Source organism: Brevibacterium sp. MGP-B1 (assembly GCF_057766545.1).
The window spans coordinates 2,599,771-2,621,672 of record NZ_CM173407.1 but is presented as its reverse complement, the minus strand read 5'-3'; the positions used below and the strand labels follow the sequence as shown (position 1 = coordinate 2,621,672).

The window sequence follows — 21,902 nt, the reverse complement described above, 5'->3', positions numbered from 1 at the left end:
CTATCGTCCTTGCATGGACGACTACTTGGATTCCGGTGTGCGCAGCATGTAGCCGACCCCGCGCTTGGTCTGAATCATCGGTGTCCACTCCATCTCGACGGGGTGGCCGGCGGCATCCGTCTCCGGAGTGACGTCGATCTTGCGGCGCAGGTAGGAGATATAGGACTCGACGATTCCGGTATCGCCGCCGAAGTCGTATTCCCACACGTGGTCGAGGATCTGCGACTTCGACAGGACGCGGTTCGTGTTGAGCATGAGGTAGCGCAGCAGCTTGAACTCGGTGGGGGAGAGGTCGATGAGGATGCCGGAGCGGCGGACCTCATGGGTATCGTCGTCGAGTTCGAGGTCGCCAGCCACGATGACGGCGTTTTCTTCGTCCTCGAGATTGCGGGTGCGGCGGAGGACGGCGCGGATGCGGGCGACGACCTCTTCGAGGCTGAAGGGCTTCGTCACATAGTCGTCACCGCCGACGGTCAGACCGGTGATCTTATCCGAGGTGTCGTCACGGGCGGTGAGGAACACGACGGGGGCGTTCATACCGATCTGGCGCAGACGGCGGGTGACGGTGAAGCCGTCCATGTCCGGGAGCATGACGTCGAGGACGAGGAGATCGACGTCGGTCTGCTCGGCGAGTCGCAGCGCCTCGGCGCCGTTGGCGGCGGAGACGACGTCGAAGCCGGCGAAGCGGAGACTGGTGGACAGGAGTTCGCGGATATTGGGTTCATCATCGACAACGAGCAGGGTGGCTTCGATGTCGGTGTCGTTCTGTGCTGTAGTCATGAATCCAGTCTGAGACCCATTTCTGGGAGTGGGCTGGAGGTCAGCTGAATACGAATGTGACATGCGTCACTTGAAAACTCGCAGGAAAGTCCTTTTGGGTCCTGGATCGGGTATTCGTTCTCAGGAACGAAGGCTCGATTTCAGTGAAAAATGTGGCCGCGCCCAGTTTGTTTTCAGATTTGCCCGCCGAGGTGGGTGTGCGAGGGCGCGTTCAGCTGAGTATGGGTGTTCGGCTCAGCGTGGGCGCGGCGGGCGAGGGTCAGGTGGCATCGGGAAGACGGTGCCCGACCGGGACGTCGGATTCTCTCGGATCTCACGCGGTGGGCGGAGGTCGAAGAGCTGCCGGGTGACGGCGAAGCGCCGAACCCGCTCAGGGCGGTGGCGGTCATAGATCACCTGGCCGACAGTGCCTCGTAGTGAAGGGTCCTGCTGGACGAGGTGACGGGCCCAGCGGTCCCGGCCCCGGTTGTCGACGAAGTGAACAACGGTCAGGCTCGGTGCTCTTGCCGAGGAGCCGGGCCAGTAATCGATGACGCTGCCTTCGGCCAAGGCTGCATTGGGGGAGGGAGGGCGGTCGAGAATCGGATACCGGGCCTTACGGAATGCGAGCAGGGAGACGGCGGTGAGTCCGGCGCCGGTGGCAATGGACACGACCCACCAGGCCGGCGCGGCGTCGGTCGCGGCGGGGACGAAGCCGAGGCCGAGTCCGCCGCCGCACCCGAGTGCTGCCAGCTGATACCGGAAGAAGCGAGTGAGACCGCCGCCGGTGCGGATGCGACCGAGAGCGGCGCGCATGAGTGCGTGGCTGAAGGCGACGGAGAAGATGGCCATGATGGTGGCAAGGGCGAGGAAGAAAGGCTTCTCGGTCAGCTCTCCGCCGACGCCGGTGGGGAGGAAGGCGAGCAGCACGATGGCGAAGCCCGACGCCAGTGTGGCCGACACGGTGATGATGCCTGCAAGGCCGGCGGCGAGCTTGCGTCCGGCGGTGATGCGCAAGGGCTGAAGCGACATGGGCGGCTCCTCGGGTCAGTTGTGGGAGTCGGCGTCGGAGTGGCGGGCGCGGAAGGCCGCGACGTGTGTGCGGGTGGCGCAGCTGCCGGTATCGCAGAAGCGCTTCGAGCGATTGCGGCTGAAGTCGGCGAGGTAGGCACGGCAGTCCTCGGCGGCGCAGCGCCCGAGCCGGTCGAGATCGCCGGAGCGGATGAGGTCGATGAGGACCAGAGCGACATCGGCGGCCACTCGGTCGGCCAGGCTGGCCTGAGTGCCGGTCGCGTGCAGGTGCCAGTCCCAGTGGTCGTGTTTGACCAATTGCGGCACTGACCCCGAGTCACTCAGTGTGAGATTGATCTCATCGACGACCGCGATCGTCCCCGCTTCGACCTCGTCGTCGGTCTCGGCGTCGATGCTCGCATCCAGTGCTGCGGCGAATCTGCGTCGCAGTTCCAATGTCTCGTCGACGTCGCTTCTGGTGGCGGTCAATGGTCCGGAGAAGTCGTGCCGGGCCGCGAATTCGCGGAGTTTCGCGGTTGTCGTCAGTTCGTCACCGCCGTCCGTGATGTCGCCGGAGGTGTTGAGGAGGTCGACGAGCATCGTGAGGTTCGCGCGAATGTCGTAGATGAAAGCCATGGTGAATAACATTCTGCCACAGGATGTAAGGACCAAAATGCACTTGACCCATTTCAGATTCAGGGTCGATACTGAAACCAGCAGCCGTCGGGCCGCCTCGGCGAGGGGATGATCCGCCACCGAGCCATCCGCTCAGCGTCGCACTGTCAACTCAACACCGCACCACCACCTCGGGGGACGTCTGTCCTCGTACGCCACTCAACGTTTCACCACATCAGGAGGTCAGGAATGAATCGCACCGTCATCGCAGGGTTCCTGCTCACTCTTGCCTCCGCGTTCTTCTTCGCGGTGTCGGGGCCGATCGCGAAGACGATGTACGCGATCGGGTGGACGCCGGGCGCGGTTGTGCTCATCCGCTTGGCCGGCTCCGCGGTCCTGCTGCTCATCCCCACCCTCATCGCCCTGCGCGGACGCTGGGGCGAAGTGCTCACGCACTGGCGCACCGTCGTCATCTACGGTCTGGTCTCGATGGCCGGCGTCCAGGGGTTCTACTTCGTCGCCGTCGAACACCTCACCGTGGCTGTGGCGCTGCTGCTGGAGATGACCGCGCCGATGCTCATCGTCTTCTGGATTTGGGCGCGAACGCGGACCCGGCCGGCGACCGTGACATTCATCGGGGTCGTCGTCTCGATGATCGGGCTCCTGCTCGTGCTCAACCTGCGCGGATCGTCGATCAGCATCTTCGGCGTGGTCATGGCGATGGCTGCCGCGGTCTGCCTGGCCAGCTACTTCCTTGTCTCAGCGAAGGACACGATCACGATCCCACCGGTCGCGCTGACCGGTCTGGGCATGGGCATCGGGGCGCTGGCGATGTCGGCCATCGTGCTCGCCGGCGTCATGCCGTGGAACGCGGTGACGGCGGACGTCGACTTCGGCGGGGTGTCGATGTCGTGGGTCGTGCCGATGGCGATGATCGTCGTGTTCACGGTCGGCGCCTACATCACCGGGATCCTCGGTCTGCGCTATGTCGGGGCGACGGTCGGATCGTTCGTCAATCTCGTCGAGGTCCCGTTCTCCGTCATCGTCGCCTGGCTGGTCCTCTTCGAGATGCCCGCCCCGATCCAGCTCTTCGGCGGAGTCTTCATCCTCGGCGGCGTCGGCTTCATCAAGTGGGGCGAGTCCCGCCTGGCCCGCCGCGTCGCCCGCCGCGAGGTCGTCGCCAAGTCCGAACCCTCCCTCATCACTACGTAATTGCTACCCGACGGCGGCCCAGCAACCTGGCGCCAGGTTGCTGGGCCCCCGTCAGGTAGCTCGAAGACATCTGCGATCGCAAGAGATGTTGATAGGTTGACCACATGGGCCATATCGAGATCAACGATGTCTCCTACACCCTCGCCGACGGCAGGCCTCTGCTCGGATCGGTGTCGTTTCGCGTCGGGGACGGGGCCAAGTCCGCGCTCATCGGTGCCAACGGTGCCGGCAAGACCACTCTGCTGAGGATCCTCACCGGTGAGCTCGTCCCTGATGAGGGAGCCGTTTCGCATACCGGCAGCATCGGATTGATGCGTCAGTTCATCTCCGCCGATACCATCGCCGAGGCGCTCGAGGAACTGGCTCCGAAGCCGATCCGTCGTGCGGCGGCGAATCTGCGTCGGGCCGAAGAGAAGCTGCTCGGACCCGAGAGCGAGTCGACGGCCGTGCAGATGGACTACGCCACGGCGATCAACGATTGGTCGGACGTGGGCGGATACGATGCCGAGGTGCTGTGGGACACCTGCACCACCTCGGCGCTGGGAATGTCGTACGACCGCTGCCGGGACCGTCAGATCACCACCCTGTCGGGAGGGGAGCAGAAGAAGCTCGTGCTCGAAGCGCTCCTGCGCGGACCCGATGACATCCTCATCCTCGACGAGCCCGACAACTACCTCGATGTCCCGGGAAAGCGATGGCTCGAAGCCGAGCTCAAGGACACGGACAAGAGCGTCCTCTTCGTGTCCCACGATCGTGAGCTGCTCGCTCAGGCGGCCACGCAGATCATCACCGTCGAGCTCTCTGCGGCGGGCAACACCGCGTGGGTGCACCCGGGCGGATTCGGCACCTACCACGCAGCCCGGTCGGACCGGTTCGAACGGCTCGAGGAGCTGCGCCGGCGATGGGACGAGGAACACGCGAAGCTGCGGTCGCTGGTGCAGATGTACAAGCAGAAGGCCGCCTACAACTCGGACATGACCTCGCGGTACCGAGCCGCGCAGACTCGTCTCGAGCGCTTCGAGACCGCCGGCCCGCCCGAAGCCATTCCGCGTGAACAGAACCTCGGAATGCGTCTGCGCGGCGGACGCACGGGCAAGATCGCGATCGTCGCCGATGCGCTCGAACTCACCGACCTCATGCTGCCGTTCGACCTCGAAGTCCATTACGGGGATCGGATCGCCGTACTCGGATCGAACGGGTCAGGAAAGTCGCACTTCCTGAGGCTGCTCGCAGCCGGCGGCAGCGACCCCGAACCCGAGCACCGCCCGGTCTCTGACATCGACATCGCACCCGTCGCCCACGACGGAACAGTGCGACTCGGAGCCCGCGTGCGTCCCGGCTGGTTCGCGCAGACGCACGGCCGCCCGGACTTGCGCGGGCGGACCCTGCTCGACATCCTCCACCACGGGGACGAACATCGAGCAGGCCTGCCGCGAGAACCGGCTTCGCGGGCACTTGCCCGCTACGAGCTGGCCGGAGCTGCAGAACAGTCCTTCGATTCGCTTTCGGGCGGACAGCAGGCGCGCTTTCAGATCCTGCTGCTCGAGCTCGCGGGCGCAACCCTTCTGCTGCTCGACGAACCCACCGACAACCTCGACCTCGTCTCCGCTGAGGCATTGCAGACTGCGCTGCAATCGTTTGATGGGACGGTACTGGCGGTCACTCACGACCGCTGGTTCGCTCGTGACTTCGACAGGTTCCTCGTCTTCGGGGCCGCCGGCGAAGTCTATGAGTCGACAACACCAGTCTGGAACGAAGGGCGTGTGGTTCGCGACCGCAGGTGAGTCTCCCCGAACTACCTGACGGGGGCCCAGCAACCTAGCGCCAGGTTGCTGGGCCCCCGTCAGGTAGCAATTGAGGGGAGAGTCAGCGGACTTCGATGCTGTAGCTGTAGCCCTGCTCGGTGAGGAACCGACGGCGCTGAGCGGCGAAGTGCTCATCGACGGTATCGGCGGCGACGACCGTGTAGAACGTGGCCGAACCCTTGTCTTCCTTCGGACGTAGGATCCGCCCGAGGCGCTGAGCCTCCTCCTGCCGGGACCCGAACGCTCCGGAGACCTGGATCGCCACCGAGGCGGCCGGCAGATCCACTGAGAAATTCGCGACCTTCGAGACGACGAGCACCGGAATCTCCCCGGACCGGAACTCGCGGAAGAGCTCCTGGCGCACCGATTCCGGGGTCTGCCCGGTGAGCACGGGCGCACCGAGTTCGGCTCCGATCTCCTCGAGCTGGTCGAGGTACTGACCGATGACGAGGATTTGGGCATCCGGATGATCGGCGACGAGCTCGGAGACGATCGGCAGCTTCGCATCCGATGTCGCGGCCAACCGGTACCGGTCCTCCCCGTCGGCGCGGGCATACGCGGTTCGGGTTCCGCCGTCGAGCCGGACGCGGACCTCATGACAGGCCGCCGAGGCGATATAGCCGAGCCGTTCGAGCTCCTTCCACGGCACCTCGTACTGCTTGGGGCCGATGAGGGAGAATACCTCGTCCTCGCGTCCGTCCTCACGGACCAGCGTCGCGGTCAGGCCGAGGCGACGGCGAGCCTGCAGACTTGCGGTCAGCCGGAAGATCGGCGCCGGCAGCAGGTGAACCTCGTCGTAGATGACCAGGCCCCAGTCCTTCGCGTCGAGGAGCTCGAGGTGGAGATACGAGCCCTTCCTGCGAGTCGTGAGCACCTGGTAGGTGGCGATGGTGATCGGGCGGATCTCCTTCGTCGATCCCGAATATTCGCCGACCTCGTCCTCGGTCAGGGTGGTGCGGCGCAGGATCTCGTCCTTCCACTGCTTGGCCGAGACCGAGTTCGTCACGAGGATGAGCGTCGTCGTCTGCACCCGAGACATGGTGGCCACGCCGACGATAGTCTTCCCCGCACCGCACGGCAGAACGACGACCCCGGACTCACCGGACAGCGACTGGTCGATCGCCTGCTTCTGGTAGTCGCGCAGGTGCCATTGACCGCCGTGGGCATCATCGGACAGGGAGATCTCGTGGGCTTCGCCGTCGACGTAGCCGGCGTGGTCGGAGACCGGGTGGCCCAGCTGCAGCAGGGCGTGTTTGAGTTCGCCGCGCTCGGAGGGGTGGACGAGGACGGATTCGGCGTCGATGCGTTTGCCGAACTTGCCGACGAGGTCGGGCTGACCGACGAGCTCATCGAGCAGTCCCGTCTCCGTCGAGGTCAGGGTCAAGCCGTGGATCGGGTGGTCGATGAGGGTGAGCACACCGAAGCGGTCCATGATGTCGACGATGTCGACGAGCAGCTCATGCGGGACCGGGTACTTCGCGAATTCGAGGAGCACATCGACGACGGATTCGGCATCATGGCCGCTGGCGCGAGCGTTCCACAGCCCCAGCGGAGTGATCTCATAGGTGTGGATGTACTCCGGGGTCCGTGACAGCTGCGCAAACGGGGCGATCGCCACGGCCGCCTCGACGGCCAGAGGATGTCCCGATTCCAGCAGCACAGTCCGATCGGACTGCACGATCAACGGACCATTCATTCAATACTTCCCTTCCCGAAGTGTGATGACACCAGAGGACACAACACGTCCATCACCCCGATTGTTCCCGCTCCGAGCTACCTGACGGGGGCCCAGCAACCTGGCGCCAGGTTGCTGGGCCCCCGTCAGGTAGCAATTAAGGGGAGGGGTCTACGGAGACGATGCGGGCGACGGACAGGGAGGCCTCGGCTCCGGTGGTCGTCACCACTCCGCGGACGCGGCCGGCGTTGAGGGTGGCCGGCAGCATCTCGATCGTCCGTTCCTTGCCGTGGGAATCCGCGATCCGGATGAGCACGCGCCGCTTCGCCTCCGCCGCTTCCCGCAGCCGATCCATATGCCCTAAAGGCTCATCCGTGCTCACCTGGGCGGCCGCCGCCGGTGCGGACCGCAGGATTCGAATATATTCGCCGAGGTGGCCGTCGCTGACCCGCGGACGTCGCCTCACGCTGACCTCGGGTTCCGATTCGGTGATCACCCGGCGCTTGCGCACCGGCCCGGCCGCCGAATGCAGCAGAGCATGGTGATCCCCGGCCTCGAGCAGATGCATCGTCCGCTCCGGGCCCAGCTGGGCGATCGCCACGGTCGGGGCCAGACGTTCGAGACCGGCCGGCATCATCGCCTGATCGGAGAGGATGACATCGAGGTCGACCGGGTCGTCGACGATGAGCACCGCCCGGGCCCCTGCCACCCGCACCCGGCGCAGCTTCGAGGCCGTGTTCTGCACGAGGAATTCCAAGGTCGACGGCAGCTCTTCGGCACTGATGCCTGCAAGTTCGGCCAAGGCCTCCTCCGGGGTGGTCCCGGACTGCATGGTGTCTTCGATGGTCTCGGCGTCGATGCGATAGACGGTGCCCTGGCCGCGTGCCTCGACGACGGCATACTTGCGCAGAATACGGTGGACCCGCGGTTCGATCGGGCCGGTGGCCACGGCGGTGAGATCGGACTGGATGAGCACTGTGTCGACCTCGGCCCCCAGCCCCTCGGCGACCGCGGCGATGACATCGCCGGGCACTGTCAGGGCCTCGACGGACACACCCAACGGCAGGATCGAGGGGTCCTGCTCGGCATGCTCGGCCATCGCCCGATCCAGCCCGGCGGCCAGTCGAAGACCGAACCGGCTCGGACCGAAATGATCCGGCTCCTGCAGCGGAGTCGTCGCCAACCCGAAGCTCACACAGGTGTGGAGAACGGCCTCGGTCATTGCGAATTCGTGCGCCGGCAGCAGCGGATGCCGACGCAGCACCTCGGCATGGATCCACCCGGCCGACCGTGCCGAGCCCAGACCGATGTCATGGAGGACGGAGAGCACGGCGATGCGCAGCAGCGGCATCGCCGGCACCGACAGCCCATAGCCCTTGAACAGGGACTTCTTCGGAGCCGCGAGCACCGTGAGGCGTTCGTTCTCGCTCGCCCCCGCCGCCAGCTGCGTGACGTCGAGCAGATCGCGCAGCCACGCCCCGACCAGCGCCGCCCACAGTTCGGCACGATCGCCGGCGAGGGCGGAGTCGGCATCGTCGGCGGCCGTCCACTGCGGATCGAGCGCATCGTCGAGGACCCCGATGAGGTGCAGCGATTTCGCCGCCTGCAGCAGGGTGATCGTCTGCTCGAGACCCAGGTCGAGGGTGCGGGCGAGTCGGGAGACGTCCCGTTTCGAGATGCCGCCGCTGGTCAGCCGGGAGATCGGGGAGGCGGCGAGCTCATCGACGAGGCCGCGCAGGGATGAGATGACCTCGGCCACGGCGGCCTGTTCGCTGTTGTGGATGAGCGGCTGGCCGATCGTGGCCGTGCTCGCATCGACCGACGAGGGATCGATCTGCCAGGGATAGGCTCGGGAGGATTCGGCCGCCGAGGTCGGCAGCAGGGTGATGGCCTCGGACTGGATCCGCCAGTTCCCGTCCCCACCGGCCGGCCATGCCAGGCCGAGGTCGCGCAGTCGGGGCAGGGCCGCCTCGGCGAGGGCGGGATCGATATGCGGATTGCCGGTGATCTTGATCTCCGGCGTCGTCCGGGCCGCCTTGGCCAAGGCGATGAAGACCTCGAGCGACTGCGCATCGAGAGCTTCGATGCCGCGGGAGACCCCGATGCGCGAGGACGCGGCCGCGGCCAGGGCCGCCATCGTCGGGGACTCGGGTTGGAGGAGGTCGCGTCGAGTCCGGACGAAGGACTCGAAGTCGGCATCTGCACTGTGGGACAGCCACTGGCTGAAGGTCATTGACATCGCAGATCAGTCTATCGCGAGGGGTACAATGGAGGCGCAGAGAAGGATCAGAGATCGGACGGAAGGACGCGCATTGTCAGCCACTCGAGTCGACACGACCATCGTCGTCGCCGCGGTTGCCGCCGCAGCCATCGGGGCGCTCGGCCTCATCGGCGTCCTCGGCCAGGCCTGGATGGGACTCACGCCCAGTCCGCTGCTGACCTACCTGCCCATGATCCTCGTGCCCATCGCCGTCATCCTCGCCTGCGTGGCCATGATCCGAGCCGCCATCCGACGCAGACAGACCGGGGTGGGCCACCGCTGAAACCATCACTCATGCCTCACCCCGCAGGTTCGGGTACGGGCATGAGCCACACCCGCACAGTGTGATCCAGGCGGTGCGGATCCCCACCTCGCCGAGGCGGCCGACCACCCAATCGCGCACGCCCCCGTGATCTTCCGCCGCGGACAAGGTGCTCACCGCCACCCTGCACGTGACCTCCACGGATAGCTGAGAGCCAGGGATCACAGCGCCGACGCGATGCCCTCGGTCCCGCAGTCGGCATGGTCCGACCGACGGCGATGAGGGCACACGAGCACAGCGACCACACCACCCGACCAGCTTCCCGGCCGCGGAATCCGACTCCGCAGCCGACCGACACACAGCCCGCACCTGCGGGCGCCGTACGATCAGCCCGCTTCAACGGGTACGAACAGACAGAAAGGACATCATGCCCACCGGACGCGTGAAATGGTTCGATGCCGACAAGGGCTTCGGCTTCGTCATCGCCGAGGACGGCTCGCAGGCCTTCCTCCATTCCTCCGTGCTGCCCGAGGGAGTCGAAGTCACCAAGGGCACCCGGCTCGAATACGATGTCGTCGATTCCCGCCGCGGAGCGCAGGTGCTCAAGGCCCGCCCGATCACCACTCCCGGCAAGGTCGCCAAGGCCCGCCGACGTCCGGCCGTGGACATGGCAGTTATGGTTGAAGATGTCATCAAAGTTTTGGATGACCTCAACAACGGACTGCAGCACGGCCGTTACCCGGACCCCACCCATGGGAACAAGGTCGCCAGCCTGCTGCGGGCGATTGCCGACGATTTGGAGTCCTGATGTCATCACTGTTCAGTGATTGGCTGGCCCGGCAGACCGCCGCGCCCGCCGAGAACGACGCCGAACAGACCACCGAGGCGGCCCCGGGCAACGATGTGCCCGCCGCTGCGGGCGAATCGACCGCCGCTGGAAGTGCGGTCGCCGCGGATTCCGGCACGACCGCCTCGGCGAAGGCAGCGAAGACCGGTCGTCCGCGATCGGGCACGGAGAAGGTCGTCCTCGACACCCAGCTGGCCGCGGCGATCGACATCGCCCGCACCGCCATCACCGAGGTGGCCGGCACTGCCGTCGTCGGCGAACACCTGGGCACGGTGGCCGAGGCGACCCGTCTCGTCACCCACTACTTCGTGTGCACCGACCCGACCTACCGCGGTTGGCGGTGGGTGGCCGTGCTCGCCCGCGCTCCGCGCGCGAAGAAGGTCACGGTCTGCGAAACCGCACTGCTGCCCGGGCCCGATGCCCTCGTCGCCCCCGAATGGGTGCCGTGGGAGGAACGACTTGAACCCGGCGACCTGGGCCCGCGTGACACCCTGCCGAAGCTCGACCAGGACCCGAACCTGCAGCCGGGCTTCCAGCAGACCGAGGACAATGCGGCGGACAACGTCGACCAGATCCAGAACTTCGAATTCGGTCTCGGTCGTGAACGCGTGCTCTCCTCCGACGGGCTGAGCGCGGCCGCAAGCCGATGGGCGGAATCCGATGCCGGACCCGACAGCGAGTTCGCCTCACGCGCGGCCGGACACTGCGGCAGCTGCGGCTACCTCATGCCGATCGCCGGATCGCTGCGCCAGAAGTTCGGGGTCTGCGCCAATGCGTGGTCGCCGTTCGACGGTCGCGTGGTCGGACTCGAATCCGGGTGCGGTGCGCATTCGGAGACCGATGTGAGACGGCCGAACAACGAGCCTGCTGAAGCGGTCGTCGACGACTACTCCGGCGAGCTCGAGTTCCAGGAGGGCTGAACCACTCGATGTCCCAGATGTTCCGGTCACTGTCGGAGCCGAACTACCGGCACTGGTTCGCCGGTGCCCTGATCTCCAACACCGGGACATGGATGCAGCGCACGGCGCAGGACTGGATCGTCCTGACCATGCTCACGGACAACAACGCTTCGGCGCTCGGCCTCACCATGGCGCTGCAGCTGGGACCGCAGCTGATCATGTTCCCGTTCGCGGGAAACCTCGTCGACAAGTTCGACAAACGGCGTCTGCTCATGGTCACTCAGGCGCTGCTGGGATTCATCGGACTCGTCCTCTTCGTCCTCACCATCACCGACGTCATCGTCCTCTGGCACGTCTACGTGCTCGCGTTCACGCTCGGGATGCTCACGACCCTGGACAACCCGGCCAGGCAGGCCTTCGTCTCCGAACTCGTCGGTGAGAAGCTGCTGCCGAACGCCGTCAGCCTCAACTCGGCGTCCTTCAACGGCGCCCGCATGATTGGTCCGGCAGTGGCAGGTGTGCTCACCGCCGTCATCGGCCCCGGTCCCGTCTTCCTCATCAGCGGACTCGGCTTCGCCGCGACGCTCACGGTGCTCCTCCGGCTCGACAAGTCGAAGCTGCACCCTTCCGGTCGGCGCGGCAAGGGCGGAGTCCTCGGCGGACTGAAATATCTGCGCAGGCGCCCGGACATCACTGTCGTGCTCGTCGTGCTGTTCATCGTCGCGACCTTCGGATTCAACTTCAACATCTACACGGCGACGATGGCGAAGATCGAGTTCGGCAAGGACGCCAGCGGCTTCGGCCTGCTCAACTCCGTCATGGCCATCGGCTCCGTGACCGGGGCGCTCGCCTCGGCCAGGCGGGAGAAGCCCCGCCTGCGCTTCATCTTCGGCGCCGCCGGCGGATTCGGTGTCGCCGTCGGCGTGGCATCGCTGATGCCCAACTACTATCTCTTCGCCGCCTCGCTGATGTTCGTCGGCTTCGCATCGCTGACGATGATGACCTCGGCGAACGCCTATGTGCAGACGACCACCGCGCCGAACTACCGCGGCCGAGTCATGGCCATCTACGCGGCCGTCGTCATGGGCGGTACCCCGATCGGGGCACCGCTGGCCGGCTGGGTCGCCGACGCCTTCGGACCGCGGATGGCGCTCGTCGTCGGAGCCGCCTCGGGGATCATCGCCTTCGCCGTGGGCCTGCTGTGGATGATCATGGCCAAGGACCTGCGCCTCCACCGGGATCCGAAGTCGCGGATCCGGCTGCACATGAGCTATCAGGGCAGGCCGCCCGGCGGCAGCGGACACTGACGGGTTCGAGCGGGCGGGGTCGACGTCCGCAGGTGGGAGTTCGACCTGGGGCGGTGTCGGGCGGAAGCCGGCAATCGGCGGGATTCGGCACTCGGCGGGTCCGGAGGTTCGTGTCATAGAATTTCGATCGACCGCCTCGGCGAGGGATTCGAGGGTCGAGCAAGGGAAACGGACGGACTGTGACAACTGACATCATCACCTCGGTGCTCGTCGGCCTGGCGATCCTCGTCGGCTGCCTGGGCATCATCGTGCCGGTGCTGCCCGGGTCGATCCTCATCGCCATCGCGGTTCTCATCTGGGCGATCATCATCGGCGGACCGACCACGTGGATCATCTTCGCCATCGTCGCCGTGTTCGTCGCGGCCGGGATGAGCGCCTCGCTCGTGCTCACCGGCCGCAAACTCAAATCCATGCAGGTGCCGAACTCGTCGGTGCTGCTGGGCGGGGTGCTCGCCGTCATCGGCTTCTTCGTCATTCCGGTGCTGGGCCTGCCGATCGGCTTCGTCGCCGGTCTGTATCTCGCCGAGTATTCCCGCCTCAAGGACGGAAAGACGGCGTGGAACTCCAGCTGGGAGTCGATCAAGGCGATCGGCCTCGGCGCGGGCATCGAGTTCATCCTCGCCATGCTCGCCGGCATCACCTTCGGCATCGGCGTGCTCATCCACTTCTTCGCCTGAGGCTCAGTGCGGAGCACGATTCGCGCCGAGACGCCTGTACGTCCCTCACACCTCACATGAGGGGGCGGCGTAAGCATTCCTCACCATTAGTGACAACTTGCACCCGTAGCGGCTTCTCCTACGGTTACTGGGGCATCTGTCACCTTGAGCGCCAAATCGCCTCGTTGCAGTGGGGTGTTTTGTCGCGAGGGGTGAGGGATGCCCCAAGTTCCGCCCGAGGCGCATGCATCCTTCACCGGTAGCGGCACTACGTCCTCTGAGCGGCTTCTTCTACCGCGGCCCACGCATCCGACACACTCAGTGCCATAACGCCCCTTTGCAACGGGGCGTTATGGCACTGAGTGTAGGAGTTGCGCGGCCGAGGCGCTGGTAGCTGGCGCTCGGCACCTGCGTATGCGTCGCGTCCGCAGCAGCCAGCCGCGGCTCCGCGCTACTTGAGGGCGTCGATGACGAAGTCGATGCAGTTAAGCAGTGCCCGCACATCGTCGGGGTCGACGGAGACGAAGGTCGCGATGCGCAGCTGATTGCGACCGAGCTTGCGGTAGGGCTCGACGTCGACGACGCCATTGGCCCGCAGCACCTTGGCCACAACAGCAGCATCCACCGACTCATCGAAATCGATGGTGGCCACGACCGACGAACGATCCGCAGCGTCTGCAACATAGGGGTGGGTCGCCTCGGCGGATTCCGCCCAGTCGTAGACGAGCCCGGAGGACTCAGCGGTCCGCTCGGCTGCCCAGGACAGACCGCCGTTGCCGTTGATCCACTCGATCTGTTCGGCGAGCAGGAGCAGGGTCGCCACGGCCGGGGTGTTGTAGGTCTGGTCCTTCGCCGAGTTCTCGATCGCGGTGACCAGGTCGAGCGAGGTCGGGATCCAGCGTCCGGAGTCCTTGATCTCCTGCGCGCGGGCGATCGCCCGCGGCGACATGATCGCCACCCACAGTCCGCCGTCGGAGCCCATGTTCTTCTGCGGGGCGAAGTAGTAGACATCGGTCTCGGCGATGTCGACGGCCAGTCCGCCTGCGCCGGAAGTGGCATCGATGACGACGAGGGCATCCTCGGCGATCCCGGCCGGGCGTGCGATCCGAGTGGCCACACCGGTCGAGGTCTCATTGTGGGGCCAGGCGAAGACGTCGGCGGCGTTCTCGCCGGTGGCCGCCTCGGCGGGGGAGTCCACGAGACCAGCGGCAGCCAGGGCCTCGGGAGTCGGGATCGCAGCGGTGCCGGGTTCGGCGCCCAGGATGAGGGAGGACTTCAGGTGCGGGGCGGTGTCGGTGGCCTTTGCGAACTTCTGTCCGAACTCGCCGAAGGTCGCGTGGGCTGCCCGTTCGCGGACGAGGCCGAAGGCCGCGACGTCCCAGAAGACGGTGGACCCGCCGTTGCCGAGCACCACTTCGTAGCCGTCGGGCAGGCTGAACAGCTCGGCCAGGCCGGAGCGGATACGGCCGACGAGGTTCTTCACCGGCGCCTGGCGGTGGCTGGTGCCGAGCACCTTCGCCGCATTGGCGTTGAGCGCCTCGATCTGGGCGGGACGGATGCGGGCCGGGCCGGACCCGAAGCGTCCGTCGGCGGGCAGGAAGTTCTTCGGGATCTCAATATTCGTCGCAGTCACGCTCGACATTCTACGGCGGGCCCGCCCGGCACCCGGGACCGGTCCGTCATGTGACGGACGTGCCGACTCGACATTCCCTGCCTCGGCCGCCCCACCGAGGCGGGACCTGACCTCCCCACCGAGGCGGGACCCGGCCGCCCCACCGAGGCGGGACCTGGCCGCCCCACCGAGGCGGGACCTGGCTGACTCGTGTCCGTGCCGCGTCGTAGAGTGAAGACATGAGTGAGCCCGTCGATCGTCTCCCGCAGACCCGGAAGTCCTATGACTCAGCCGTCTTCGAACACCCGGACACCGCACCCCTGGGCCTGCTGCGCCAGTGGTACGACGAGGCGGCCGACCATGTCCGCGAACCGAATGCGATGACCGTCTCGACCCTGGACGAATGGGGCCCGAGCTCGCGCATCGTCCTGCTCAAAGGCCTCGACGAGCGCGGACTGCTGTTCTTCACCGACTACGACTCCGCGAAGGGCCGGCAACTGCGGGCCGACCCCCGCATCGCCGTGAACTTCCCGTGGCAGGACATGGAACGACAGGTCCGCATCCGCGGTCTCGCCGAGGTGGCCGCCCCCGAGGACTCGGACGCGTACTTCGCCGTCCGCCCCCGTGGATCGCAGATCGGGGCGACCGTGTCCAAGCAGTCCCAGCCGGTGACGGGCCGCGAGCAGATGCAGGCCGAATACGATGCCGCGGCGGCCGAGCTCGAGGGGCAGGACGTGCCGCGGCCCGATCATTGGGGCGGATTCCGCGTGCGCGTCTTCGAGATCGAATTCTGGCAGGGCCAGCAGAACCGGTTCCACGACCGGTGGGTCTTCCGCCGCGCCGACGGCAGTCACGAAGCGGCTGACCTCGACGATGCCTCGGCCTGGGAGGTCGTCCGCCTCTACCCCTGAAGCTCTTCCTCAGGGCCCTGACCTTCCGTGTTGCAGAACGAATCAGCACAGGGCGCCGGCCTCCCGGCACGATGGTCACAACATGCGCACCGCAACCGGGCGCAGACGATGCAAAGGAGCACCCATGACACCCCCAGTACTCAGCACCCAGTACGGACCCGACGCCGTCTTCGACAACCTCATCGACGGCGCACGTGTGCCCAGTGACGACCGGTCGACGAATACGAACCCGTCCGACCCGTCCGATGTGATCGGCCGCTACGCCCGCGCGGATGCCGCCACGGTCGCCTCGGCGATCGATGCCGCTCGCGTTGCCGCCCCCGCCTGGGCGGACCTCGGCTCACAGCAGCGATTCGCGATCCTCGACAAGGCCGGCAGCCTCATCGCCGAACGCGCCGACGAACTCGGCGATCTGCTCGCCCGGGAAGAGGGCAAACAGCTCGCCGAAGCCAAGGGCGAGGTGCTGCGCGCCTCCCAGATCTTCAAGTTCTTCGCCGGCGAGACCATCCGCAACACCGGAGAGATCGTCGATTCGGTCCGCCCCGGACTCATCGCCGAGATGACGCACGAGCCCATCGGCGTCATCGGCATCATCACCCCGTGGAACTTCCCGATCGCCATCCCGGCATGGAAGATCGCCCCGGCTCTGGCCTTCGGCAACACGATCGTGTTCAAACCTGCCGAGCTCGTCCCCGCCAGTGCGTACGCGCTGGTCGATATCCTCGCCGCGGCGGGACTGCCCGATGGGGTCCTCAACCTCGTCATGGGGCCGGGCTCCGTGGTCGGGGACGCACTGACCACCTCGGCGAAGGTCGACGCCGTGACCTTCACCGGGTCCGTCGCCGTCGGACGGTCCGTCATCGCATCGTCTGCGGCCCACCAGATCAGGGTGCAGTGCGAAATGGGCGGGAAGAACCCCCTCGTCGTGCTCGGCGATGCCGACCTCGAAGCGGCCGCCGATGCGGCGATCAACGGAGCCTTCTTCTCCACCGGCCAGCGCTGCACCGCGTCCTCCCGCCTCATCGTCACCTCCGATGTCCACGACGAATTCGTCGCGCTGCTCAAGGAGAAGATGGCGGCCCTGACCGTCGGAGACGCCCGCGCCGAGGGCGTCGCCATCGGACCCGTGGTCTCCCGGACCCAGCTCGACCAGGACCTCGACTACATCGCCAAGGCCCGAGCCGAAGGCGGGGAGGTCACCGGCGGTGAGCTCATCGATGCGGACACGGACGGATACTTCCTCGCCCCCGCACTCGTCACGGGCACGAAGCCGGGCGACACGATCAACGTCGAAGAGGTGTTCGGTCCGGTCGCCTCGGTGATCGAGGTCGCCGACTACGACGAAGCGCTGGCCGTGGCCAACGACACCGAGTTCGGACTGTCCGCGGGCATCTTCACGACCTCCCTGAAATATTCGACCCACTTCAAGCGTTACGCCGATGCCGGGATGGTCATGGTCAATGCCCCGACGGCAGGAGTGGACTATCACGTGTCCTTCGGCGGACGGAAAGGGTCGAGCTATGGTCCCCGCGAACAGGCCCGGGCGGCACGCGAGTTCTTCACAGTGCACAAGACGGCCTACACGAATGCGGGCTGAGCAGGCCGGTGCGAATTCCTCCCGAGCGGGCAGATGCACACCCCGGCCGAGCCATCAGGCACCGGCTGATGCCGCGTCCGGGACGGGGCGATTGCTCGACTCACGGGATTTGCTGAACGCACGATAGGATTGGGGCAGATCGCAACGGCCGCGAACGGGTTCGCCTGTGCGGGGCGGGGCAGGGTCGGAACGACCCGAAATGGTGACAACGCCTGAAACGGTCGAAACGACCTGAAGACGAAGAGTGGAGTGGCTGGTCAGAAGTGAACGACCTCATTGATACAACCGAGATGTACCTCAAATCGATCATCGAGCTCGAGGAACAGTCGATCGTGCCCTTGCGTGCCCGCATCGCCGAGCGCCTGGATCACTCCGGCCCCACCGTGTCACAGACGGTGGCCCGGATGGAGCGCGACGGACTGCTCCACGTCGGCAACGACCGCCATCTCGAGCTCACTCCGGAAGGCCGACGGATCGCCACCGACGTCATGCGCAAGCACCGTCTGGCCGAGCGTCTCCTCTCCGATGTCGTCGGACTCGAGTGGGAACTCGTCCACGACGAGGCCTGCCGCTGGGAGCACGTGATGAGCGAGCAGGTCGAGCGCAAGCTCGTGACGCTGCTCTCGGAGACTTCCACCGGGCCCTACGGCAATCCGATCCCCGGCCTCGACGTTATCGGCGGCGAAGCCTCGAAGACCACCGACGTCATCGACCTCGCCACGGCAGTCGGCCGAGACGGCGCGAAGAAGCTGACGATCGCCTGGCTGGCCGAACCCCTGCAGGTCGATATCCACCTGCTTCAGCAGTTCCAGGTCGCCGGCGTCCTGCCGGGTAGCGATGTCGAGATCTCTCGCAACGGCGAATACATCACCGTGCAGGTGCCCGGTGCGCAGGACGTACTCGACCTGCCGGTCGAGACCGCCTCGCACGTCTTCGCCTACCGAAGCTGAGACGCCCAGAGGCCTCCGCCCGATAGCGACGAGACTGAGTCTCGGTAACGGGACGAGATCGTGTCTCGGTGACGGCAAGGCTGTGTCTCGATAACGGCGCGACCGAGCTACGGTAACGAAAGAGCGGGGGCCTGAACCCCGATTCGTTACAAATCAGTGTGATCTCTGGCCCAGGGAGTGGTTCTTCCACCCCTGGGTCACGTCGTATAACGAGAAAATGTTACGAATATTTCAAGCCATTTTGAGCCTCTGACCTGGGGTTTTATGGAAAACATCACGGTTTCCCTCCGGTGGTTGTGACAAAAACGTGACAATCAGTCACCGATTGGTTACAGTTGTGGAGGTCGTTCACGCAATGACGACTTCACAGCGAGATCCGAGCGCCACGCTCGCCGTGAGATACCAAGGACCGATAGTGGCGGTTGGCTGAGAGAAGCCAATAGGGACGAGAGGGAAAACGTGGCAACTAAGCAGCATGGCCGCCGCGCCGCCGATGCCAAGGTCAAGACTCCACTGACCGAACTCACTGAACTTCTGAACGCCAACTCAGGCGTCTTCGGCCGTCGTGCAGCGGTTGTCGCTGCCAGCGGTGGTCTGCTGACCGCCGCAGTGATGCCGGCCGCCGGTCAGGGAGCCGACGACCAGAGCAAGGTCTCCGCAGAAGCCGAGACCACCCAGAAGGTCGACTTCGAGAACCAGACCGTCACCATCGGCGACGACTCGAACAGCAAGAAGGACAAGAAGGACGACGAGAAGTCCGATTCCTTCGGTGTCGAGAGCAACGCCATCACCGCTGAGGCTGCTCCGAAGCCCAAGCCGAAGCCGACCCCCACCGAAACCTCCACTCCCGACTCGGCCGCCACCTCCGGCGACTCCGACGAGGACGCCAACAGCGGATCGTCCGATTCGGGCGAGTCCGACTCCAAGGACTCGGGATCCATCGACGGATCCAAGGCCGAGCAGGTCCTCGCCTGGGCCCAGAAGGGCGTCGGAACCCCCTACGTCATGGGTGGAACCAGCCAGAGCGGCTGGGACTGCTCCGGCTACACCTCGTGGGTCTACAGCCACGTCGGCGTGAACCTGCCCCGCACCTCCGGTGCTCAGAAGGGCGCAGGCCAGATCGTCTCGCAGTCCGAAGCCAAGCCCGGTGACCTCATCTGGCACCCCGGCCACGTCGGCATCTACGCCGGTGGCGGACAGATGTACGATGCCGGTTCGCCGAGTTCGGGAACCTCGAAGCGCAGCTACAGCTGGATGGGCAACGTCACCTTCATCCGCGTTCTCTGATCTTCTTTCCGATTGCTCCCCGTACGACTCGACGGTCCTCGAGTCGGACGGGGAGCTTTCGTATGCCCGGACACTTTGGGCGCACACTCGCGCATACCAGATTCGGTGAACGGAAACCGAAGTTTCCGTGACGCGAGCCGTATGAATTGGGTCACGGGCGCGCGCGGCGTTACTCTGGAGAAGATTGAGTTCCATAAATGGTGGGCGCCAAGTGGTGTCAACCGCTGATGCGAAGGAAAGCAGATGGGGCATAGTCGAATAATTCGAATAGCCGCTCCAGTCTCTGGTGCGGAGTACATATCTGTCTCCGTGCCCTCTTTCCCAGGCGTCGTGCCCATGAGCACGGCGCCTTTTGTGTTCCCTGGGGCCGGGGCAGCCGGTTTCGGCCCAGTAGAGAAGAAGATGAGGGGCGAGATATGAAGACTCTCGTGCTGAACGCCGGTTACGAACCGCTGTCGATCGTTCCGTTCACACGAGCCGTGGTGCTCGTGCTGACCGGAAAGGCGACAGTCCTGGCCGCAGAGGACATTCCGGTGAGATCCGAGCACATGAGTCTCGATCAGCCCTCCGTCATCCTGCTCACCCGCTATGTGCGCCCGCCGAGCAATCGTCGCGTCTCGCTCTCCCGTCGCGGAGTCCTGCGTCGAGACGGCCACCGCTGCGCCTACTGCTCGAAACCGGCGTACACCGTCGACCACGTCGTCCCACGGTCCCGCGGAGGAGCGAACACCTGGGAGAATCTCGTCGCGTGCTGCCGCGAATGCAACAATCGCAAGGGCAATCGCACTCTCAGCGAGATCGGATGGAAGCTCAGCTTCCTGCCGCAGGAGCCCCGCCTGGGTCAGCTGTGGATGCGTGGGATCGACAAGCCCGTCGAGAAGTGGCGACCATTCCTCGAATACTCCAGCGCCGCTTGACAACAACTCCAGCGCCGCCTGAAAACAGGGCATCGTCCCAGATAGGGGACCGTGTTGTCCATATGTTGGCGCAATTCGGATAACGATGTGACATAGGTGAAGTTCTCACCGTCAATGTGCTCTAGGGTGGACGAAACAGAAGTTCGCTTCGACCCAAGGAGCTTGCGATGAGTGAGCAGGATCGCCCACAGAACCCCGACCCGGCCCCGGCCGGTGAGCCCGAAGCTGTCATCGTCGGAATCGACGGTTCGCCGCCGAGCCGCAACGCCCTGGCCTGGGCGATCCAAGAGGCACGCTCCCTTGACCGTCCGATCCGCCTCGTCGGCGCCTACACGATCCCGAGCGTGGCCGCGGCCGCCATCGACGTGTCCTATGTGCCCATCGACGACAGCTCGATCCGTGCGGCCGTGACGAACACGCTCAAGGAGGCCGCCGCCGAGGTGAAGGCCGCCGGTGTTCCCGTCGAGGCGGTCATCGAGATCGGAGACGCCGCCGGTGTGCTCATCGACGAATCGAAGACCGGCTGCCTCACCGTCGTCGGGTCCCGCGGGCGCGGCGGCTTCGCCGGCCGTCTCCTCGGCACGGTCTCGAGCGCTCTGCCGGCGCACTCCGCGTGCCCGACGGTCGTCGTCCCCTCCTGCTGGGACAACCAGGCCGAACGCCCCGCGCACCCGACCTCGTCGCGGCCGATCCGACAGGACGGCGTCGAGGTCGAAACCCACGACCCCAATGCCGAATCGATCGAAGGGCTGCGCTTCGACGGGAAGGTCGTCGTCGGCGTCGACTCTCTGGGCGCCGAATCCCCGGCGCTGTGGAAGGCGGCCCGACTGGCTGTGCGCCGTGGATCACCGCTGCACATCGTCGCCGTGATCACCACAACGGTGATCGGTCCCGAGTGGCTGCCGAGCACCGCCGACCTCGAACGCCTCGTCAACGAGGGCGCGGACAAACTCGTCGTCGCCAAACAGCGCCTGGCCGAGGAGTTCCCTGATCTCGACGTCACGTGGACACTCTTCGACGGCCAGCCCGCCGAGGTGCTCGTTCGAGCCTCTGACACCGCCGAAGTCCTCGTCATCGGATCGCGTGGCCGCGGTGGATTCGCCGGCCTCCTGCTCGGTTCGACCTCGCAGTCGGTGCTGCCGTACTCGCAGTGCCCGACGATGGTCGTCCGCGTCGCCCGCGATCACGGTCGCCGCAAACAGAATGAGCCTCCGGCGGAGCCGGGTCTCTAGACCCCGCCTGAGTCCGTGAATCCCGATCACGAGGATCGGATCCTTCAGGTCGGAAGACAATCACCGAGGCGGCCGATCGATACGATCG

At 65.8% G+C, this 21,902-nt stretch carries 19 protein-coding genes; 13 read left to right on the top strand and 6 right to left on the bottom strand.

Annotation, left to right across the window (positions count from 1 at the left end; genetic code table 11):
* Positions 1–21: 21 nt before the first annotated feature.
* The 3 genes from AC3CD9_RS11990 to AC3CD9_RS11980 all read right to left on the bottom strand — a co-directional run bounded on the left by AC3CD9_RS11990 (position 22) and on the right by AC3CD9_RS11980 (position 2,406).
* Positions 22–780, bottom strand: a complete 759-nt coding sequence (locus AC3CD9_RS11990) for a response regulator transcription factor (protein ID WP_039208507.1) — start codon at positions 778–780, stop codon at positions 22–24.
* Between the two features lie 234 nt (positions 781–1,014).
* Positions 1,015–1,791, bottom strand: coding sequence for a hypothetical protein (locus AC3CD9_RS11985; protein ID WP_488364076.1), 777 nt, complete (start codon positions 1,789–1,791; stop codon positions 1,015–1,017).
* A 15-nt stretch (positions 1,792–1,806) separates the two neighbouring features.
* Positions 1,807–2,406 (bottom strand): CGNR zinc finger domain-containing protein, encoded by a 600-nt coding sequence (locus AC3CD9_RS11980; RefSeq protein ID WP_488364075.1) that lies wholly within the window; start codon positions 2,404–2,406, stop codon positions 1,807–1,809.
* A 228-nt stretch (positions 2,407–2,634) separates the two neighbouring features.
* Here AC3CD9_RS11980 and AC3CD9_RS11975 point away from each other — a divergent pair, with 228 nt between their 5' ends.
* Positions 2,635–3,597, top strand: coding sequence for an EamA family transporter (locus tag AC3CD9_RS11975; RefSeq protein WP_488364074.1), 963 nt, complete (start codon positions 2,635–2,637; stop codon positions 3,595–3,597).
* A gap of 104 nt (positions 3,598–3,701) precedes the next feature.
* The gene (locus AC3CD9_RS11970; protein WP_488364073.1) at positions 3,702–5,381 is read left to right on the top strand and encodes an ABC-F family ATP-binding cassette domain-containing protein; all 1,680 of its coding nucleotides are present in this window, start codon (positions 3,702–3,704) and stop codon (positions 5,379–5,381) included.
* An 82-nt stretch (positions 5,382–5,463) separates the two neighbouring features.
* On the opposite strand, the gene AC3CD9_RS11965 is transcribed toward AC3CD9_RS11970, so the two are convergent.
* The gene (locus AC3CD9_RS11965; RefSeq protein WP_488364072.1) at positions 5,464–7,098 is read right to left on the bottom strand and encodes a DNA repair helicase XPB; all 1,635 of its coding nucleotides are present in this window, start codon (positions 7,096–7,098) and stop codon (positions 5,464–5,466) included.
* A 136-nt stretch (positions 7,099–7,234) separates the two neighbouring features.
* The gene (locus AC3CD9_RS11960; RefSeq protein ID WP_488364071.1) at positions 7,235–9,316 is read right to left on the bottom strand and encodes a helicase-associated domain-containing protein; all 2,082 of its coding nucleotides are present in this window, start codon (positions 9,314–9,316) and stop codon (positions 7,235–7,237) included.
* Positions 9,317–9,389: 73 nt separating this feature from the next.
* Here AC3CD9_RS11960 and AC3CD9_RS11955 point away from each other — a divergent pair, with 73 nt between their 5' ends.
* The 5 genes from AC3CD9_RS11955 to AC3CD9_RS11935 all read left to right on the top strand — a co-directional run bounded on the left by AC3CD9_RS11955 (position 9,390) and on the right by AC3CD9_RS11935 (position 13,329).
* Positions 9,390–9,620 carry a hypothetical protein gene (locus AC3CD9_RS11955; RefSeq protein WP_101543627.1) on the top strand — a complete coding sequence of 77 codons (231 nt, stop codon included), beginning with the start codon at positions 9,390–9,392 and terminating at the stop codon, positions 9,618–9,620.
* A 406-nt stretch (positions 9,621–10,026) separates the two neighbouring features.
* The gene (locus AC3CD9_RS11950; protein WP_101543626.1) at positions 10,027–10,407 is read left to right on the top strand and encodes a cold-shock protein; all 381 of its coding nucleotides are present in this window, start codon (positions 10,027–10,029) and stop codon (positions 10,405–10,407) included.
* The gene (locus tag AC3CD9_RS11945; protein ID WP_488364070.1) at positions 10,407–11,366 is read left to right on the top strand and encodes a DUF3027 domain-containing protein; all 960 of its coding nucleotides are present in this window, start codon (positions 10,407–10,409) and stop codon (positions 11,364–11,366) included. Before AC3CD9_RS11950 ends, AC3CD9_RS11945 begins: the two co-directional genes overlap by 1 nt.
* Positions 11,367–11,374: 8 nt before the next feature.
* Positions 11,375–12,652, top strand: coding sequence for an MFS transporter (locus AC3CD9_RS11940; RefSeq protein ID WP_172170337.1), 1,278 nt, complete (start codon positions 11,375–11,377; stop codon positions 12,650–12,652).
* Between the two features lie 179 nt (positions 12,653–12,831).
* Positions 12,832–13,329 carry a DUF456 domain-containing protein gene (locus tag AC3CD9_RS11935; RefSeq protein ID WP_488364069.1) on the top strand — a complete coding sequence of 166 codons (498 nt, stop codon included), beginning with the start codon at positions 12,832–12,834 and terminating at the stop codon, positions 13,327–13,329.
* A 430-nt stretch (positions 13,330–13,759) separates the two neighbouring features.
* Here the strand turns inward: AC3CD9_RS11935 and serC are convergent, their stop codons facing one another.
* Positions 13,760–14,941, bottom strand: coding sequence for a phosphoserine transaminase (serC, locus tag AC3CD9_RS11930; protein WP_488364068.1), 1,182 nt, complete (start codon positions 14,939–14,941; stop codon positions 13,760–13,762).
* Between the two features lie 218 nt (positions 14,942–15,159).
* On the opposite strand from serC, the gene pdxH reads away from it, so the two are divergent.
* The 6 genes from pdxH (at position 15,160) to AC3CD9_RS11900 (ending at position 21,814) form a co-directional block, all read left to right on the top strand.
* The gene (gene pdxH, locus AC3CD9_RS11925; protein ID WP_488364067.1) at positions 15,160–15,831 is read left to right on the top strand and encodes a pyridoxamine 5'-phosphate oxidase; all 672 of its coding nucleotides are present in this window, start codon (positions 15,160–15,162) and stop codon (positions 15,829–15,831) included.
* A 124-nt stretch (positions 15,832–15,955) separates the two neighbouring features.
* A complete protein-coding gene (locus AC3CD9_RS11920; RefSeq protein WP_488364066.1) occupies positions 15,956–17,428 on the top strand; it encodes an aldehyde dehydrogenase family protein in 1,473 nt (490 codons plus the stop codon).
* A gap of 263 nt (positions 17,429–17,691) precedes the next feature.
* On the top strand, positions 17,692–18,378 hold the full coding sequence (locus AC3CD9_RS11915) for an iron-dependent transcriptional repressor DtxR (RefSeq protein ID WP_139908932.1): 687 nt from the start codon (positions 17,692–17,694) through the stop codon (positions 18,376–18,378).
* A 459-nt stretch (positions 18,379–18,837) separates the two neighbouring features.
* Positions 18,838–19,665 carry a C40 family peptidase gene (locus AC3CD9_RS11910; protein ID WP_488364065.1) on the top strand — a complete coding sequence of 276 codons (828 nt, stop codon included), beginning with the start codon at positions 18,838–18,840 and terminating at the stop codon, positions 19,663–19,665.
* 416 nt (positions 19,666–20,081) lie between these two features.
* Positions 20,082–20,582: an HNH endonuclease gene (locus AC3CD9_RS11905; protein WP_139468172.1), complete on the top strand. Its 501-nt coding sequence runs from the start codon at positions 20,082–20,084 to the stop codon at positions 20,580–20,582.
* Between the two features lie 167 nt (positions 20,583–20,749).
* Positions 20,750–21,814: a universal stress protein gene (locus AC3CD9_RS11900; protein WP_488364064.1), complete on the top strand. Its 1,065-nt coding sequence runs from the start codon at positions 20,750–20,752 to the stop codon at positions 21,812–21,814.
* Positions 21,815–21,902: the final 88 nt, after the last annotated feature.